Genomic DNA, 16,215 nt, shown 5'->3' with positions numbered 1-16,215 from the left:
CAAAGTATTAATAGCTAGGTCTAAATAGGGGTAAACTTCTTTTACAAAAAAAATTGTAAATCAATCATGTACGGTGGCTATTAGCTACCAATAGGTAATGTTCAAACATTTGTGATTAAGTAGTATTTTGATTTATGACTGGGATTAATAAAGATTTTCTTCCACGGCTTGCAAGATATTTTCAGAGTCAATAGCAGGCGAAATAAAACGAAAACACGTTTTTTCATGTTCAGGAATATAGAGCAAACGTGCCTGATTGGCTTCACAAAAGGCTTGCGATAAATATAGTCCCAAGCCCGTGCCAGCTTTGTCTGTTGTAAAAAATGGATTAAACAAATGTTTTAAATCCTCAGTTTTAATACCATCACCATCATCCAATATGTCAATTATAACATCGCTGTCTGCACAGTAAATCTCGATTTCTACGTAAGCGTGAGGATGGCTATAGCTGCTATAACGCAAGCCATTGTTGATCAAATTAATCAAAATTTGTTCTAACTGGTGAGGATCAAATGATATGGTTGGTTGGGTTTTTAGATGCAGAAAAATGTCGTGCCCTTGAAAATAATTATCCAAAAATACTGGCATCCACTCAGCCAAAACAATGGCTTGCTGAGAGGCCGCTTGCTGACGAGACAGTTTTAAAATATCTTCAATAATACGGTTGACGCGTTTGGTTTGTGAAAATATCATTTCATAGAGCTCATGATTGCCCGTCATGTTGACATTTGATGCATTTGCCTCAATTTCGGTCAAGTCTTCCATCAGTAGTTGGCTGGCTTGTGAGATGGCGGCTAGAGGGTTTCTAATTTCATGAGCAATACTGGCAGTGAGTTGTCCTAACGACGCCAGTTTTAATTGTTGGGCGCTGGCCTGCTCACGGCGTAAGTCTTCCAATAGGATTAATTTGCTATCATCTTTTAGCGGGATGATTTGTACGCGTAGCTTACCAAATATCGAAGCGTTTGCCACCTCAGGCACATCGTACGTAAACGTACGCGATTGTCCTGTTGCCACTGACAAGCAAGCTTGGAGTAGCTGAGAATGCTGTTTGCTAAGTTGTTGTTTAAAGTTAGATAGAATGGCATGAGGCGTATCGCCTCTCATTTCTTTTATATTGGTTGAAGTGCTAGATGCAGGCAATGATGAATCTTGTGTGATACTGAGCAGTTGGTGGGCCGCAAGATTTGCAAGGACGATATTCTGTTTATCGATGACAATCACACCATTGACCATTTGTGTAATAACTTCTTGATTGATGACATTGAGTCGTTCAACCTCTTTGGCATGACTTTGTGCAACTTTCTCAAGCTGTACCAAACGTTGTGAGATAGACCAACTCAAACCCCCTACTGCCAAGAAGCTTGCTGACATCAGCAAAGCATCACCCAAATTGGCCAAATTCATACTATTGGCAATGGCATAAAAAAACTGCTGATAGATAACAAAAATAATAGCCAACAAGGTGATAACTAGCGCTTGTGAACCATGCAATAGCATAAAGCTAGCGGCGACAACGACCATATAGAGCATGGTCAGTTGTAAGTCCGGCTCACCTGCTGTATACAGCAATAAGCTTAATATAATAACGTCTAATACGAGCCCAAACGCTAACTGTCGGCGCATCTGCTTTGTGACAACGTAAAACAGCCCGAGCAAAATCAAGCTCAGCATCACATAAAAGCTCAGGGCTGTTTGCTGTAAAAAACTGGGGAGAGAGGCGCTATCACCGGCGCGTGCAGATATATATACCATCAACATAGAAAATATACTGACGACAAAACGATAACTGCTGTAAATAATGCCTAGTCTGCGCAGCTGCGGCAAAGGAAGTGTATCATCGTGGTGTAAATAGCGACTGATGGCAGAAATGATGGTGGTGGCAGCAGGTTTCATAAATTGACCATGATGACAAAGGAGATACTAAGCAACTTATGGTTGAATCAAACCATGGCGAATGGCCAAATGCGTTAATTTTACATCACTATCAACGCCAACTTTTTCATAAATACGATAGCGATACGTATTGATGGTTTTGACGCTGACAAATAATTGGTCAGCAATCTGCTGCGGGCTTTGGCAATTGACCACCATCATAGCCACTTGCTTTTCTCTATCACTTAACAAATCAAAAGGCGAGCTGGCATTATCAGACAATAAGACGTCCGCCAATTGCTCAGCAACGTCTTGGCTAAAATAGCGACCACCTTGATAGATTTTTTTGACCGCGCGTATCATCTCATCAAGCGGCGTACCTTTTGTGATATAACCATTGACACCAGCTTTGATGAGCATTGAGGGGTAGGGCTGTGCAGACATACTACTAACAGCTAAAATCTTGATACCCATATCGAGCTGAATCAAGCGTTTGGTCGCTTCAAGACCACCAATATTGGGCATGTTGACATCTAGCAATACCACGTCAGGACGTAACTGCTTGGCCTGCTTGATTGCCATATCACCGCTATCTGCTTCCCCCACTACTTCGATATCGGGGCTGTCTGACAACATACGGCTAATACCCATCCGTACTAAATCATGATCATCGACCACCAACACTTTAATCATAACCATACTCTTTATCGTTTGTCAGAATGAATGTTTTTACAACGATTAAATAACAGAAAAAACAACGTTAGCATCAGCCGTTTTTTGATTCTAAATACAGTTTTTTATTTTAAATACATAGGATACGGCTAATATGCTGTATCAATATCTTCATTTAATATAATAAAGTACAAAGAATCATAACATTCTAAGTTAAGTTATATTGCTGTATTGTTAATCAGTGTTTCTAAAATATAAATCAGTTGTATCAAAGTTTGAATGAAGCTAAAAAAAATCATTAAATCAGTTTGATAGATTAAACTTAAATGTAAACCATGATACACTAAAAATACAAAAGCTCTATGTGAGTACTTACAAACACATCTATAAACGCTACGTACGTTCTTGGCGTCAGGCAGTATGTAACTGGCGTGATAGCGACAGCAGGAGGCATAATGAAGCAACTACTATTAACCAAACAGCAATTGATCGCTGCTATGATTTCATTGAGTTTGGGCAGTGTTGCACAAGCCGCACTTACAATTAATGGTAGCACTGAGACAGCTTCTAGTGCACGCTTGAGTTGGGGCGGTGCTGATAGCTTGTCTGAAGCGCGTAACATCATGTACAAGTCTAGTGGCTCTGCTATCAAAAAAGTCGACAACGGCTATGGTACGACCAATATTACAAATAGCAGCAGTTTTGCTAGCAGTAACAATACCGCTCGATACAATACGACTTATCGCGGCGCATTTGGTAGCAGTGATATGATCCCAATCAGTACAGACTCGCGCAGTGTCGCGGTGATTGATGCTGAAACGGGCGAATCTATCTACGAAAAAGACGCTGACATCGCGCGTCCTATGGCCAGTATTACTAAAATAATGACAGCCATGGTTGTGCTAGATGCAGGTCTCGATATGCGTGAAGAAATCACGCTTGATCCAGAAGACTTTGTAGGGCCTAAGCGCGCCAGCTCACGCTTAAAGTCAGGCGATCGTTTAAACCGTGCCGAGTTGCTATTGATGGCTTTGATGAAGTCTGAAAACCCAGCCGCAAAGAGCTTGGCACGTAACTATCCAGGCGGCTACAATGCCTTTATCCGTGCGATGAACAGAAAAGCACAAGATCTAGGTATGACTACTGCATTTTTCGGTGATCCAACGGGTCTTGATAAGCGTAACGTTGCTTCATCGAATGATTTGGTAAAAATGGTTCGTGCTGCTGGCAACTACGATGTGATTCGTCGCTTCTCTACCACCAAGAGCTATGACTTCTTTGTTTCAAACTACTCAAGTGGTAATCGCACTTATAAAGCCAACAACACTAGTAGCTTGGTTCGTGCAGGTGATTACCCAATCGGTATCTCAAAAACAGGTTTTATTAACGAAGCTGGGCGCTGTGTTGTGATGGAAACGCGAGTCAATAATCGCCCTGCAATTATCGTCATCCTAGGGGCAAACAGCTCAGCAACACGTTGGGGCGATGCTAAAAACATTCTAAACAGCTTGGCGACACGTCGTACCGTATAGACGCGCTGTTTTAAATATGTAAAAAAGGCTGTTATACCATATAACAGCCTTTTTATTGTGTTGAGTTTAAGATTAAGGATCTGCCTTATGAACCAGTCATCAACCTCATCTGCGATACCCAAGCTATATTTGCTGACCAATGATGATGAATTTGAATTGTTGTATCAAAAGTTAGATGCCGCCTTATCAACAGGGCTAATCGCATTGTTGCAGATTCGGCGCAAGCAAACACTTAGTCTGCCAGATGGTCACATAACGCTTTATGAAGAAGCCAAACAGATTGTTAAGCTGGCCAAAGCACATGACGTTCCAGTCGTTATGAATGATGATATTGCAATAGCAGCCAAGCTTGGTATTGGTGTACACCTTGGGCAAACAGATGGCAAAATTGGTGATGCTTTGCAGTCTCTTGAATCGACTCAAATAATTGGTCGAACTTGCCATGGGAATATTGAATTAGTCAAAGAGGCAAAGGATGATGGCGCAAGCTACGCTGCGATGGGTGCCATATTTAATTCTACCACAAAACCGAATGCTGATATTATCTCGCGTCAGAAGTTGATTGAAGGCTGTCAACAAGACATACCTATATGTGTGATAGGCGGATTAACTGCAGAAAATATTTCAGAGCTGGCAGGCATACCAATTGCGCTTGTGGCGGTAGTAGGCGATATTATGGATTTGCCTGTAGAAAAAATCGCCGAGCGTTGCTATCAATGGCAGCAGGCACTTTCTAAATGGAAAACACCTGCTGTATAAAATGTGTTCTAGATGAAATTTATTAGCTATTCAGCATGTTCCATACACAAAGTAGCGTAGGGCAGCGCTTCTAAACGTTGCTCTTCAATCGGTTCACCGCAAACCTCGCACTCGCCATAAGTACCATTTTCGATACGACTTAAGGCATTTTCGACATAGATGAGGCTCTGACGTGCCTCGCTCATTAAATTTTTGCGCATATCATTTTGACGATAGGATATAGCCTGATCTTCCCAGTGCTCATTGAGATCATCTTGTGGGTTTTGGATATGATCTTCGATTTTGTCAATGCGAGACTCGTACTCATCTTTTAGTTTTAATAGATTTTGCTTTGCAGTGTCTAAGTCGATACTCATTGTGTTCTCCTAAAAAGTTATTGTTATTGTCAACGCTTCTATCATAAAGAGCCTGACTGCTGAGTACCACCACGAAATGTTACTGATTATTGAATGAGTTCAAAGCTAGCAGTTACAACCGTTTCCTATCAATGCTGGAGTAAAATTGCCTACTCAATATTTTCATGTTTTTAAAAATCGTGAAAGTTTGCTTGTGAGCATCTCATAGAAAACTGATAGAATACACCGCCACTGATTTCTACTCACTTATCGGTTCCAGTAACTTGGTGTGATAGTTAGTATAAAGACTCAGTGATGAAGACAGAGAAAGATAGCAAGTGTGCAGTCTAATGAGGCTCATTGTTAGAGCATATATAGTAGATGATAGTTAAAAAATTATCCGTCATATCAATCATGATAGTAATCGTAAATTAATAGATATATTGATGCATAGGAGCAGGTAATGAATTTTTTGCGTATGAGCGAGCTGAACTTAACCGACAAAGTGGTATTGATCCGAGAAGATTTAAATGTCCCTATTAAAGACGGTAAAGTCACCAGTGATGCTCGCTTACAAGCAAGTCTACCTACTATTGAGATGGCGCTAGAGAAGGGTGCTGCTGTTATTGTTTGTTCACATCTGGGACGCCCAACAGAAGGCAATCCTGAGTCTATTTATTCATTGGCACCAGTTGCTGATTATTTGACAGACAAATTGGGCTCGCAATTAGCGTCACCAGTGCGCCTGAATAATGATTACCTGACTCAAGGCGCTGCTGTAAAACCTGGCGAAGTCGTATTACTAGAGAATGTGCGCTTTAACGATGGTGAAAAGAAAAACGATGCGACGTTAGCGAAGAAGTACGCAGATTTATGTGATGTCTTTGTTATGGATGCCTTTGGTACCGCGCACCGTGCGCAAGCATCAACAGAAGGCGTGACGCAAGCGATGCGTCAAGCAGAAAAAACTGTTTGTGCAGGGCCTTTGTTGGCAGCTGAGCTTGATGCCTTGAGCCTGGCGCTTGAAACACCAGCTCTGCCTATGCTTGCCATTGTTGGCGGCTCAAAAGTGTCTACCAAGTTAGAAGTGCTACATAGCTTAGCTGAAGTCTGTACACAAATTATCGTTGGTGGCGGTATTGCCAATACTTTCTTAGCGGCGCAAGGGCATAGTGTGGGCGCGTCGCTATACGAAGCAGATTTGATCGATACTGCGCGCGATATCATGACCAAGACTGAGATACTACTACCTGAGTATGTGGTCGTTGCTGATAAAGACGACATCGATTTTGCTGACTTTACTGGTTCATTGCAAAAGGCAATTGCGACAATCAAGTCTGTTGATGCTATTGGTGATAACGACATGATATTGGATATCGCGCCAGAAAGCGCGAAGGAACTTGCCGATGCTATTATCAATGCAAAAACCATCTTGTGGAATGGTCCAGTCGGTGTTTTTGAAGTTGATGCTTTTGGTCAAGGGACACAAATACTAGCAACAGCTGTAAGAGACAGCGACGGTTTTTCAATTGCGGGTGGTGGTGATACCTTGGCGGCTATTGATAAATATCAAGTCGCTGATGGCGTCAGTTATATGTCAACGGGCGGCGGTGCATTTTTAGAATTTGTAGAAGGTAAAGTGCTTCCAGCAGTTGCTGCGTTGCAAATTAACGCTTAACTAATTAACGTTACTCAGTATTTTCGTAACACTAGACGTACAACTAACGGTAAACATCTAAGGTAGTCTGTGAAAATAATATTTTGACTTTCATTTGGCTTATTTATATCGGTATAGCTAAAATTTATAGTCATCGATTATTAAGCAGTAATTATTTGTTTCTACACTGAAAATTATTATTGCATGTCTCATTCGCACTCTATAAAATAGCGCGACCATGTATCTTGACATGCATTATTTACGAGAGGTTTATTATGTTAAAACGTCATTTGTTACTTGCTAGCATACTTGCTGGTACTTTTGCAGTTACTGCATGTAGCCAACAAACAGAAGAGAACACTGAAGCTGCTGTTGAGTCAGCTGGCGATGATGCTGCTGCAAACGCTGATGCTGCTGCTGCTGAAGTAGACGCTGCTGCTGCCGAAGCTGAAGCTGCTGCACAAGACGCTGGTGCTGAAGTTGCTGAAAGTGCAGACACTGCGGGTGCAGCTGCAACAGAGGCTCTAGAGAACACTGGTGATGCTATCGCTGAAGGTACTAACACAGCAGTTGAAAATACTGCTGAAGCAGTTGCCGATGGTGCCAATGCTGTTGCTGATGGTGCTAACGATGTTGCAGTTGATGCAGAGCAACAGTACTAAGCAATTAAATGACTGACTTTTTGGATACTATTATAAGTCATCCACTATCATAGTCATTGCTCTATAAGCCTCGAAATACTAGAAAAGCCTTGGTGATTGCCAAGGCTTTTTGCGTTCTGTGCTATGAGTATGATAGATAAAATGGTTCAGTTGTCGTAGACACCAATGAGAGAAAGAGACTGATTAGACTGACAAATAGTCAGGCAACTGCTACGAAGACAGCACAATTTTTGCTATAATCACCGCGTGATAATCATATCCCAAATGAGTCAGACTTTGACTGATATATATACAGTCAGTATGGTCGAGCAGATAGCGGAATGATTGTTACAAAGCTGCATTTAAAATACTATTCAAAATCCAATCAGAGAGCGTCTTATGGCCCTAATATCCTTACGTCAACTTCTAGATCATGCCGCTGAACACAACTACGGTGTTCCTGCCTTTAACGTCAATAACTTAGAGCAAATGCGCGCAATCATGATGGCTGCGGATGCTTGTGATTCACCTGTTATTGTTCAAGCCAGTGCGGGCGCACGTAACTATGCAGGGTCGGCATTTTTGCGTCATTTGATTATTGCTGCTATCGAAGAATGGCCACACATTCCAGTGGTGATGCATCAAGATCACGGTATGTCACCAGCTATCTGCCAGCGCTCGATTCAGCTTGGTTTCTCATCAGTTATGATGGACGGCTCACTTGGTGAAGATGGCAAAACGCCAATGGATTATGATTACAATGCCAGCGTCACTCGTGAAGTGGTCAAAATGGCACATGCGTGCGGTGTCTCTGTAGAAGGCGAAATCGGTTGCCTAGGTAGCCTTGAGACCGGTATGGCAGGCGAAGAAGATGGCTCTGGCGCAGAAGGCGTATTAGATCACGAGCAGCTTTTGACCAGTGCTGATGAAGCTGAGCAATTTGTAAAAGACACCAATGTTGACGCGCTAGCGATTGCTATCGGTACGAGTCACGGTGCTTACAAATTCACGCGTCCACCGACAGGCGATATTTTGTCGATTGAGCGTGTAAAAGAGATTCATGCCCGTATCCCTAACACCCATCTTGTCATGCATGGCTCTTCATCAGTGCCGCAAGAATGGCTAAAAGTCATCAATGAAAACGGCGGTGATATTGGCGAAACGTATGGTGTACCGGTTGAGCAGATCGTAGAAGCGATCAAGCATGGTGTGCGTAAAGTAAATATCGATACCGATCTGCGTCTAGCATCAACAGGCGCTATCCGTGAGTTCTTGGCAAATAATCCAAGCGAATTCGATCCACGTAAATACTTCAAAGCCTCTATGGTCGCGATGTCAGACATCTGCACCAATCGTTTTGAAGCGTTTGGTTCCGCTGGTCAAGCGCATAAAATTCGTCCAATTAGCCTCGAAGGCATGGTCGATTTTTACCAATAAGGCTAGGCGTATATAATCAATAGAATATGCTAGTGAAAGGTGGTCTTGCATAATGAATGGCAGCGGACTTAACTTTATAATAACCAACAGAGGTGAGTGATGATTGGATTGATTACCGGACAGGTGCAATACTTAATGGCGCCAACGGCTTGTATCATGACAACCGCTGGTGTGGGTTATGATATCGAGCTGCCATTGCCGTCATTTTGTCAATTGCACCTTAACGAGCAGGCGAGTATTTGGACACATTTTCATGTACGTGAGGATGCGCAACTGCTCTATGGTTTTATTGACCGTAAAGAGCGCGATGTCTTTCGCCAATTGATTAAGATCAATGGCGTTGGGGCAAAAATGGCGCTAGCGATGCTGTCTGCAATGTCAGCGGCTGAGCTAAAAATGCATGTTGAGCAAGAGTCAGAGGCGGCATTGACGCGCATACCGGGTATTGGTAAAAAGACGGCGCAACGTTTACTTATCGAGCTAAAAGATAAGCTAAAGAATATCGAAGTGGACAACGGTTCGTTTGAGCTCATGCCTCAGCAAACCGCTGTTTCTCACGACGGCAGTATCATTGCTGAAGTAGAAGGGGCACTGATTAGCTTGGGCTACAAAGAAAAAGAAGCTCAGCTCGCCATCAAAGCGGCTAAAAGTAAGGGTGACACCTTTGTAGACACTCAGGGGTTGTTAAAAGCCACATTGCAACAGCTATCTGGTTTTTAAGCTCACGTTCCAAAGTTATCTATCGATAATAACAAAATAGTGCATTTAACAGATAAGCGACATTGAGTGTCGCTTATTTTCGTTTTGGCCTCTACTTTATGAGGTTTTGCATGACTTATGCGCAGCGTTTGGTTATGCTATTTATTACCTAATTTTTTAATATAATGATAAATTCTATGATGCAAGATCGCTTAATTAATCCGCTAGAAGGCGCAAATGATGCACCTGATGCCAATATTCGACCAGCATTATTGGCTGAGTATATTGGTCAGCCAGTGGTACGTGAGCAAATGGAGGTGTTCATCGGTGCGGCGAGAGGCCGTGATGAAGCCTTAGATCATACGCTGATATTTGGTCCACCAGGGCTGGGTAAAACGACCCTTGCCAATATCATTGCTCGTGAAATGGGGGGTAATCTGCGCTCTACCTCAGGGCCTGTGCTTGAACGTCCAGGGGATTTGGCTGCTATGCTGACCAATCTGGAAGAGGGTGATGTATTATTTATTGATGAGATCCACCGTTTGAGCTCGGTCATTGAAGAGATACTCTATCCAGCGATGGAAGATTTTCAGCTGGATATTATGATTGGTGAAGGGCCTGCCGCACGTTCTATTAAACTTGACCTGCCACCGTTTACATTGGTGGCAGCAACTACCAGAGCAGGGCTATTGACCTCACCGCTGCGTGATCGTTTTGGTATTGTCCAGCGTTTAGAGTTCTATAATATTGCGGATCTCACAACAATTGTGAGCCGAGCAGCACGTTTGATGCGTGTACCAATGAGTGAGGATGGCGCTATAGAGATTGCCCGCCGTGCACGCGGTACACCAAGGATTGCTAACCGCCTGTTACGCCGTGTGCGTGATTATGCTGAGGTAAAAGGCGATGGTAGTATCAATGGTGCGATTGCAGGTAGTGCGCTAGATATGTTGGCAGTGGACAGACGAGGACTCGATCATCTAGACAGACGCTATATAGAGATATTACACGAGCGCTTTGATGGTGGTCCTGCTGGGGTCGAAGCCGTGGCAGCGGCAATGGCTGAGGATAGAGGTACGCTTGAGGACGTGATTGAGCCTTACCTTATTCAACAAGGGTATGTATTGCGTACTGCTCGTGGACGGGTGCTAACACAGATGGCAATTGATCAAATGTTATGACAATGAGCATTAAAAATGCGCCTGCTTCTAATTAAAAGCAGGCGCATTTTTTTTGATTATTGCTTTGACTCTATGTATGTTTTGATTTCAGCCGTGTTAAATCATAGCCTGCGGCAGATTTTTTGGCTCGTGTGCCTGTTCTTACGATATCGCCACTTGCGGTCACGACTTCTAGTGCGAGTACCACATCTTTCATGGTACCGTAGCGTACCGCATTGGTGCCCGACGCACGAGTGGCGACCATACCAACGATACTGGCATTGGCGCCGGGATCTATCGGAAAAAACAGCCCTGCATCGCGCAGATAATGGTTCAGTTGCTCACGCGTCACGCCAGGCTGAACGGTAACGGTCAAATCTTCATTATGAACCTGCAAAATGGCATTCATTGCGTGCATGTCGATGCATAACTCACCATAAGGTGCATTGAGCTGGCCTTCCAAAGATGAACCGATACCAAAAGCAATCACTGGCATCTCATACTGATTACAAATCTCGACCGCCGCTGCTACTTCCTGTTTGTCCTGTACCGTTAATACTGCATCTGGTGGCTGATTGGTGAGCCACGTCATTGTATGGCCATGCTGCTCACGCACTGTCGAATTCACACTCAGTTGTTTGCCAAAACGTTCCTGTAAGGCTGTAATAGCCAAGCTATGATCTGGCTTGATAGTATTATGAGTCTGTGACAATGGTAGTGATGACATGATGAATCCTATAGATAATGCGACTATTTAGCATTAAAGCATATTCAATATCTATTTAATATGTGTCATTGACAGGAATTTGTCCTATGGTAATTAAGCTAGGATACGCCAAATGACCACCACAATAGCTAACAAATAAAAGAAAGGTGCAAACCAGCCTACTTGAGTCGCAATGCCAATATTGATTCCGAATCCTGCCAATGCCAACCAGTCGCGGCGACGGTCGTTGAGCATATCGGCGCGTATTTGTTGTATTTCACGCAGTTGGCTGTCTTGCCGTGAGCCTTGTGAGGCAAGGCTTTGTAGCCCTTGATCCAGTAGCTTTGGAATGTCGGTAGTAGACAAGAGTAGCTCAGGTAACTGTTGGCGCAACTGTTGTAAGTTACGCATCGGGTCTAACTGCTCTTTAATCCAGCTACTCAAGATTGGTTTGGCAAGTGACCAGATATCAAGATCAGGATAGAGGTCACGACCGAGCCCTTCTACATGTACCAAGGTTTTGAGTAATAGCATCAGCTGCGGCGGGATACTCATATGATGGCGACGAGCAATGTCTAAAATCTGCATCAGCACACCAGCAAAATCGATATCGTTGATTGATTTTTGTAGCATGGGGCCTACGGTACGCTTCATATCACGCATCAGCGCATGTTTATCAGCATTTGGTGGTATCCAACCTGCACGGCTAACGATGTCGACGACCGCGGTAAAGTTGTTATTCATGACTGCAAGTAACATACGTGCCACGATAAGCTGATCATCTTTTGACAGGGTACCCATGATGGCACAATCAAGCCCGATATAGCGTGGCTGATGACCCAAATCAACCGCTGCCATATCTGCATGTAATGTTTTGACAGGTGGCGTCTCAACAAACACATTGCCCGGATGCATATCAGCATGAAAAAAGTTATCCCGAAAGACTTGGGTGAAAAATATCGTCAAGCCTTTCTCTGCAAGCGCGGCACGGTCATAACCCAACTGATCAAACACCTCAACTTGTGAGATGGGAACGCCTTGGATACGCTCCATGACCATCACGTTTTTGGCAGCATCATATACTTCAGGCACATACATCAATGCTGAACCCAAGAAGTTATTGCGCATCTGGGTAGTGTTGTCCGCCTCAAGGGTCAAATCCAGCTCATTGAGCATTACTTGTCGATAGTCTTCAACAATATCGATGATATGAACAGCACGCGCCGCTTCGATACGCGCCGATGCCCAACTTGCCAGTTCTCGCAATAATTCAAAATCAGAGACAATCACCGTGCGAATATCAGGACGCACGACTTTAACCACCACTTCACGCCCATCATGCAGAGCTGCAGTATGGACTTGGGCGATAGAGGCTGCCGCTAGTGGTTTAATATCAAATCGTGCAAACAATGTATCGATGGACTGACCGAGGCCATGTTTTGGATGCTCAATTTGAGCGACAGCAATATCAGCGTCGAAAGGTTTAACTTTATCCTGTAGCTGTACTAACTGAGCGATAATCTCAGGCGGTACCAAGTCGCGACGCGTTGAGAGTAATTGACCCAATTTGAGAAACAGTGTACCCATCTCTTCAAGCGCGTACTTGATTCCATTTGGCTGATGCTTTTTACCCCATGCTGCTGGATGCGTACGAATTAAGCGTGCTAAAGGTTGCAGTTGCGGCGCTTCTTCGACAGATAAATGGGTATCAAGGCGATAAGTTGCGGCGATACGCCAAAGCTCTAGTAGACGGGCGCGGTGAGATAATAGCATGGGATTGGGTACTCTGGACAAAAACGAAAATAGGGTAGGCGCTATGCGTCATTATAGACAATGCTATCAGTAATAGCGTGTGCTCATCATTGATAAGACAAGCTACTAATAAAACAAACTACTGGTGAAACGAGTTATTGTGGGAAAGTGCTTGCTCTGCTTTGATAGCCGCAAGTTTGGCCTCTTCACGTTCGACATCAGCACGCAACTTTAGAATCTGCTGTTTGAGATCGTTGACTTCAGCGACCTCAATAGGGTCAGGCGCGCTATTGCCTGCCACATCATTAGCCCAATCGCTGACATCATCAAATGCACGTTTGGCACTATGACGCCAGCTACCTTTAAGCTGAGAGATAAGAAGATGTAATTGACTGGCCATTGGTTTGCCGATTAATGGCTCAAGCTGCCCAGCCAAATCAGGATCGAAGCCAGCCACCAGCTGTTTGAGCTGCATCAGTATTTTGTAATCGCCCGCGATTGGTAAGTTACCCTCCGCGCCGCGCATCAGATTGAGTAGCTGCGCTGGATTATCGACTGTAATGGTACAGTCCGGACGGCTATGACCAAAACGGGCGCGCTCCATACTGGCTTTTTGGCGCTCATTCATCTGACCACTTGGCTCAAAGACACTGTCTGTCGTGACTGGCTCAAAACGCAACCGTTCATGAGTGAACAACACGTCCAAATGAATGTCAGGCATACCCATGTTGAGACGCAGTACTTTACCAGCAAGCGGCGCTAACCCTGCCTTGGTAATCTCGTCACTCGCAATAGCAATGTTAATCAGCTTTTCGGCACCAGCCAATAGTAAGACAGTCAGCATAAGGCTCTCGCATCATTAAGTGAGCGCCTTTGAGTCAGCGCGTAGTATGTTTGGTTTAATATAGTATTGCTAATCGTACTTTACGCTTTAAAGCCACGATGTACAGCGACAATGCCAGCAGTCAAGTTATGATAATCACAGTTCTCAAATCCTGCTTGTTGCATCATCTGTTTGAGCGTCTGCTGATCAGGATGCATGCGAATCGACTCTGCCAAGTATTGATAGCTTTCAGAATCATTAGCAATCAGCTTGCCCATCATTGGCAGCGCTGTGAATGAATACAAGTCATATGCTTTAGATAATGGCTCAAACACGGGCTTTGAGAATTCTAAAATCAATAAGCGACCACCCGGCTTTAGGACACGGTACATCGCACGCAGCGCTGCATCTTTGTCGGTGACATTACGTAAACCAAAGCTGATGGTGACCAAATCAAAGCTGTTGTCATCAAATGGTGCCAACGTCTCAGCGTTCGCCAATATAAAATCAACGTTATTGCAGCCAGCATTGATTAAGCGCTCGCGGCCCACTTCTAGCATGGCAGCATTGATATCAGATAATACAACATGGCCATTTCTACCGACTTCACGGCTGAATACTTTGGCTAAGTCGCCTGTACCGCCCGCGATATCGAGTACATGCTGACCGGCACGAACCCCTGATAGGCTAATGGCGTAGCGCTTCCATAGACGATGAATACCAAATGACATGAAATCATTCATGATGTCGTATTTTTTGGCGACAGAGGTGAATACATCAGCCACACGTGCTTGTTTTTCGGCTTTGTTGACCGTCTTATAGCCAAAGTGAGTTTGCTCATTGCCATCAGTTTCAGGCGTATGTGGGTTATTGATATCATCACGCTGATTGAAAAGCGCTTGCCTTTCTGTGCGTACTGAAGTATCCGTGCTGGTTGGTTTTTCGGTATTTGGCATAGTCGTTTGTTGGCCTTGTGGCGTTCCAGTTGGTAGGTCTTGGACTTTAGTAAAGTCATTATTGCTGTTATCTTTATTAGATGCAGCTGTCTGCGCGCGTAATATTTGCGCGCTGATATCTTGGTTGTGATCGATACTGTCTTTTACCAATTTGTTCTGCAAATGAGCGTTGTTATTACTTGATGTGTCGGTCATCACATTATCCTAAGATTTGTTTTTATTAGGCTATGTACAGCCTGAGATATGCCAAGAATTAATTGGCTATTTAGCGTATTGATTCTATGATACACCAAACCCTACTGGCTTACCGCCATTATGTACTTCATCAACAATTAGCAGTTCACGTTCACAAAACGGTTCAATAAAACTGCTTACACTACTTAAAGGTTTCATAGCTTTGAAGCCTGCGTCGATGAAATCATAAAGTGGCTGGTAATTGCTGCGATAAGCAGCACTTTTTGCCAATGCAAAGGCCTTTTTGAGCATAAAGGTATTTAAGTGTTTGTCAGTGCGGTAACAAACGTCTTTTAGGTTGGCAATCTGTACTCGGCGTTCAGCTTCCTCATCAACCGCACGGTAGGCAGCTAGCATATTGTCTGCGTTCACTGGTAAGTTTTGATCGAGTAGCCACTCAGCCAAATGTAGATCCAGCTCAATGGCCAAAATTGCTGCTTGAATACCCATGCTGCCAGCCTCTAATGCAGACTCTTTGGCAAGACGTTCTAGTTTTTTGGCTTTTGGCAGGATACGGGCCAGTTGTTTTGCTAGTATCTCGAACTCATCACCACCATATAGCTTCGTTAAAAAATAATCTGCCATTAGCTGGTTTTTGGGTTGTTCAAACAGAGCACGATGGGTGTGACGGATACGTACTTGTTGCCATGTTTGTACTTCGTTGAGCTTGGCTCTCAATACGTCATTTTCATGGTGAGGCAGAGCCCAAAAACGTGTCAAATGCTGTTGCAAGTCGGCTAGAGCGGTCATGGCAGTAAATCCTATAATAAAAATAGATAATATTGAAAATTTGAGGCAGCGTTATTGTGGTTGTTTAACCGCATAGGCTTTTGAATAGCTATTTTAGCAAGTATTAAAAATTGTGTTCACCATAAAAGAAAATAAATGAGAATACAAATGCCAAACTGTTACATAGCAATATTATTTACTCGATTGGCGCAATGCTATGATGAAATAGCTTTATGAAATTACTCTAG

14 protein-coding genes and 1 pseudogene are annotated in these 16,215 nt (G+C 43.7%); 7 read left to right on the top strand and 8 right to left on the bottom strand.

Annotated features, from left to right (window positions below; translation table 11 throughout):
* Nucleotides 1-144: 144 nt before the first annotated feature.
* Nucleotides 145-1,896 carry a sensor histidine kinase gene (locus tag AOT82_RS04340; protein ID WP_071001965.1) on the bottom strand — a complete coding sequence of 584 codons (1,752 nt, stop codon included), beginning with the start codon at nt 1,894-1,896 and terminating at the stop codon, nt 145-147.
* Nucleotides 1,897-1,932: 36 nt separating this feature from the next.
* The gene (locus tag AOT82_RS04335; RefSeq protein ID WP_058025905.1) at nt 1,933-2,568 is read right to left on the bottom strand and encodes a response regulator; all 636 of its coding nucleotides are present in this window, start codon (nt 2,566-2,568) and stop codon (nt 1,933-1,935) included.
* A 434-nt stretch (nt 2,569-3,002) separates the two neighbouring features.
* Between AOT82_RS04335 and AOT82_RS04330 the strand changes: the two genes are divergently transcribed.
* Together AOT82_RS04330 and AOT82_RS04325 are read left to right on the top strand one after the other, a co-directional pair.
* Nucleotides 3,003-4,079 carry a serine hydrolase gene (locus AOT82_RS04330; protein ID WP_071001964.1) on the top strand — a complete coding sequence of 359 codons (1,077 nt, stop codon included), beginning with the start codon at nt 3,003-3,005 and terminating at the stop codon, nt 4,077-4,079.
* 87 nt (nt 4,080-4,166) lie between these two features.
* On the top strand, nt 4,167-4,838 hold the full coding sequence (locus tag AOT82_RS04325) for a thiamine phosphate synthase (RefSeq protein ID WP_071001963.1): 672 nt from the start codon (nt 4,167-4,169) through the stop codon (nt 4,836-4,838).
* A 26-nt stretch (nt 4,839-4,864) separates the two neighbouring features.
* Here AOT82_RS04325 and AOT82_RS04320 read toward each other — a convergent pair whose 3' ends face one another.
* Entirely contained in the window at nt 4,865-5,194 is a 330-nt protein-coding gene (locus tag AOT82_RS04320; protein WP_058025902.1) for a TraR/DksA family transcriptional regulator, read from the bottom strand.
* 442 nt (nt 5,195-5,636) lie between these two features.
* Between AOT82_RS04320 and AOT82_RS04315 the strand changes: the two genes are divergently transcribed.
* The 5 genes from AOT82_RS04315 to ruvB all read left to right on the top strand — a co-directional run bounded on the left by AOT82_RS04315 (nt 5,637) and on the right by ruvB (nt 10,788).
* The gene (locus AOT82_RS04315) at nt 5,637-6,851 is read left to right on the top strand and encodes a phosphoglycerate kinase (RefSeq protein ID WP_071001962.1); all 1,215 of its coding nucleotides are present in this window, start codon (nt 5,637-5,639) and stop codon (nt 6,849-6,851) included.
* A gap of 254 nt (nt 6,852-7,105) precedes the next feature.
* A complete protein-coding gene (locus AOT82_RS04310) occupies nt 7,106-7,492 on the top strand; it encodes a hypothetical protein (RefSeq protein ID WP_071001961.1) in 387 nt (128 codons plus the stop codon).
* Nucleotides 7,493-7,870: 378 nt separating this feature from the next.
* Nucleotides 7,871-8,908, top strand: a complete 1,038-nt coding sequence (gene fba / locus AOT82_RS04305; protein ID WP_071001960.1) for a class II fructose-bisphosphate aldolase — start codon at nt 7,871-7,873, stop codon at nt 8,906-8,908.
* A 99-nt stretch (nt 8,909-9,007) separates the two neighbouring features.
* Entirely contained in the window at nt 9,008-9,628 is a 621-nt protein-coding gene (gene ruvA / locus AOT82_RS04300) for a Holliday junction branch migration protein RuvA (RefSeq protein WP_071001959.1), read from the top strand.
* A gap of 179 nt (nt 9,629-9,807) precedes the next feature.
* Nucleotides 9,808-10,788 (top strand): Holliday junction branch migration DNA helicase RuvB, encoded by a 981-nt coding sequence (ruvB, locus tag AOT82_RS04295; protein WP_071003652.1) that lies wholly within the window; start codon nt 9,808-9,810, stop codon nt 10,786-10,788.
* A gap of 88 nt (nt 10,789-10,876) precedes the next feature.
* Here the strand turns inward: ruvB and AOT82_RS04290 are convergent.
* The 5 genes and pseudogenes from AOT82_RS04290 to AOT82_RS04270 form a co-directional block, all read right to left on the bottom strand.
* Nucleotides 10,877-11,494 (bottom strand): annotated as a pseudogene (locus tag AOT82_RS04290) (FAD-binding oxidoreductase); the annotation flags it as partial.
* Between the two features lie 93 nt (nt 11,495-11,587).
* The gene (locus AOT82_RS04285; RefSeq protein ID WP_071001958.1) at nt 11,588-13,246 is read right to left on the bottom strand and encodes an ABC1 kinase family protein; all 1,659 of its coding nucleotides are present in this window, start codon (nt 13,244-13,246) and stop codon (nt 11,588-11,590) included.
* A gap of 118 nt (nt 13,247-13,364) precedes the next feature.
* Nucleotides 13,365-14,069 carry a ubiquinone biosynthesis accessory factor UbiJ gene (locus tag AOT82_RS04280; RefSeq protein ID WP_071001957.1) on the bottom strand — a complete coding sequence of 235 codons (705 nt, stop codon included), beginning with the start codon at nt 14,067-14,069 and terminating at the stop codon, nt 13,365-13,367.
* Between the two features lie 80 nt (nt 14,070-14,149).
* Nucleotides 14,150-15,199: a bifunctional demethylmenaquinone methyltransferase/2-methoxy-6-polyprenyl-1,4-benzoquinol methylase UbiE gene (gene ubiE, locus AOT82_RS04275; RefSeq protein WP_071001956.1), complete on the bottom strand. Its 1,050-nt coding sequence runs from the start codon at nt 15,197-15,199 to the stop codon at nt 14,150-14,152.
* A gap of 84 nt (nt 15,200-15,283) precedes the next feature.
* Nucleotides 15,284-15,988 (bottom strand): FFLEELY motif protein, encoded by a 705-nt coding sequence (locus AOT82_RS04270; RefSeq protein ID WP_071001955.1) that lies wholly within the window; start codon nt 15,986-15,988, stop codon nt 15,284-15,286.
* Nucleotides 15,989-16,215: the final 227 nt, after the last annotated feature.

It is taken from the genome of Psychrobacter sp. AntiMn-1 (genome assembly GCF_001854065.1).
Taxonomy (GTDB): Bacteria; Pseudomonadota; Gammaproteobacteria; order Pseudomonadales; family Moraxellaceae; genus Psychrobacter; species Psychrobacter pacificensis.
Note: the sequence above shows the minus strand (reverse complement) of the source record. Positions and strands in the feature narration are given on the sequence as shown.

What these genes read in the sequence shown, in the direction of transcription:
- AOT82_RS04315 (WP_071001962.1), top strand. Translation starts at nt 5,637, where the DNA reads ATGAATTTTTTGCGTATGAGCGAGCTGAACTTAACCGACAAAGTGGTA.
- AOT82_RS04335 (WP_058025905.1), bottom strand. Translation starts at nt 2,568, where the DNA reads ATGATTAAAGTGTTGGTGGTCGATGATCATGATTTAGTACGGATGGGT.
- AOT82_RS04320 (WP_058025902.1), bottom strand. Translation starts at nt 5,194, where the DNA reads ATGAGTATCGACTTAGACACTGCAAAGCAAAATCTATTAAAACTAAAA.
- ruvB (WP_071003652.1), top strand. Translation starts at nt 9,808, where the DNA reads ATGCAAGATCGCTTAATTAATCCGCTAGAAGGCGCAAATGATGCACCT.
- ubiE (WP_071001956.1), bottom strand. Translation starts at nt 15,199, where the DNA reads ATGACCGACACATCAAGTAATAACAACGCTCATTTGCAGAACAAATTG.
- ruvA (WP_071001959.1), top strand. Translation starts at nt 9,008, where the DNA reads ATGATTGGATTGATTACCGGACAGGTGCAATACTTAATGGCGCCAACG.
- AOT82_RS04270 (WP_071001955.1), bottom strand. Translation starts at nt 15,988, where the DNA reads ATGACCGCTCTAGCCGACTTGCAACAGCATTTGACACGTTTTTGGGCT.
- AOT82_RS04340 (WP_071001965.1), bottom strand. Translation starts at nt 1,896, where the DNA reads ATGAAACCTGCTGCCACCACCATCATTTCTGCCATCAGTCGCTATTTA.
- fba (WP_071001960.1), top strand. Translation starts at nt 7,871, where the DNA reads ATGGCCCTAATATCCTTACGTCAACTTCTAGATCATGCCGCTGAACAC.
- AOT82_RS04325 (WP_071001963.1), top strand. Translation starts at nt 4,167, where the DNA reads ATGAACCAGTCATCAACCTCATCTGCGATACCCAAGCTATATTTGCTG.
- AOT82_RS04280 (WP_071001957.1), bottom strand. Translation starts at nt 14,069, where the DNA reads ATGCTGACTGTCTTACTATTGGCTGGTGCCGAAAAGCTGATTAACATT.
- AOT82_RS04285 (WP_071001958.1), bottom strand. Translation starts at nt 13,246, where the DNA reads ATGCTATTATCTCACCGCGCCCGTCTACTAGAGCTTTGGCGTATCGCC.
- AOT82_RS04310 (WP_071001961.1), top strand. Translation starts at nt 7,106, where the DNA reads ATGTTAAAACGTCATTTGTTACTTGCTAGCATACTTGCTGGTACTTTT.
- AOT82_RS04330 (WP_071001964.1), top strand. Translation starts at nt 3,003, where the DNA reads ATGAAGCAACTACTATTAACCAAACAGCAATTGATCGCTGCTATGATT.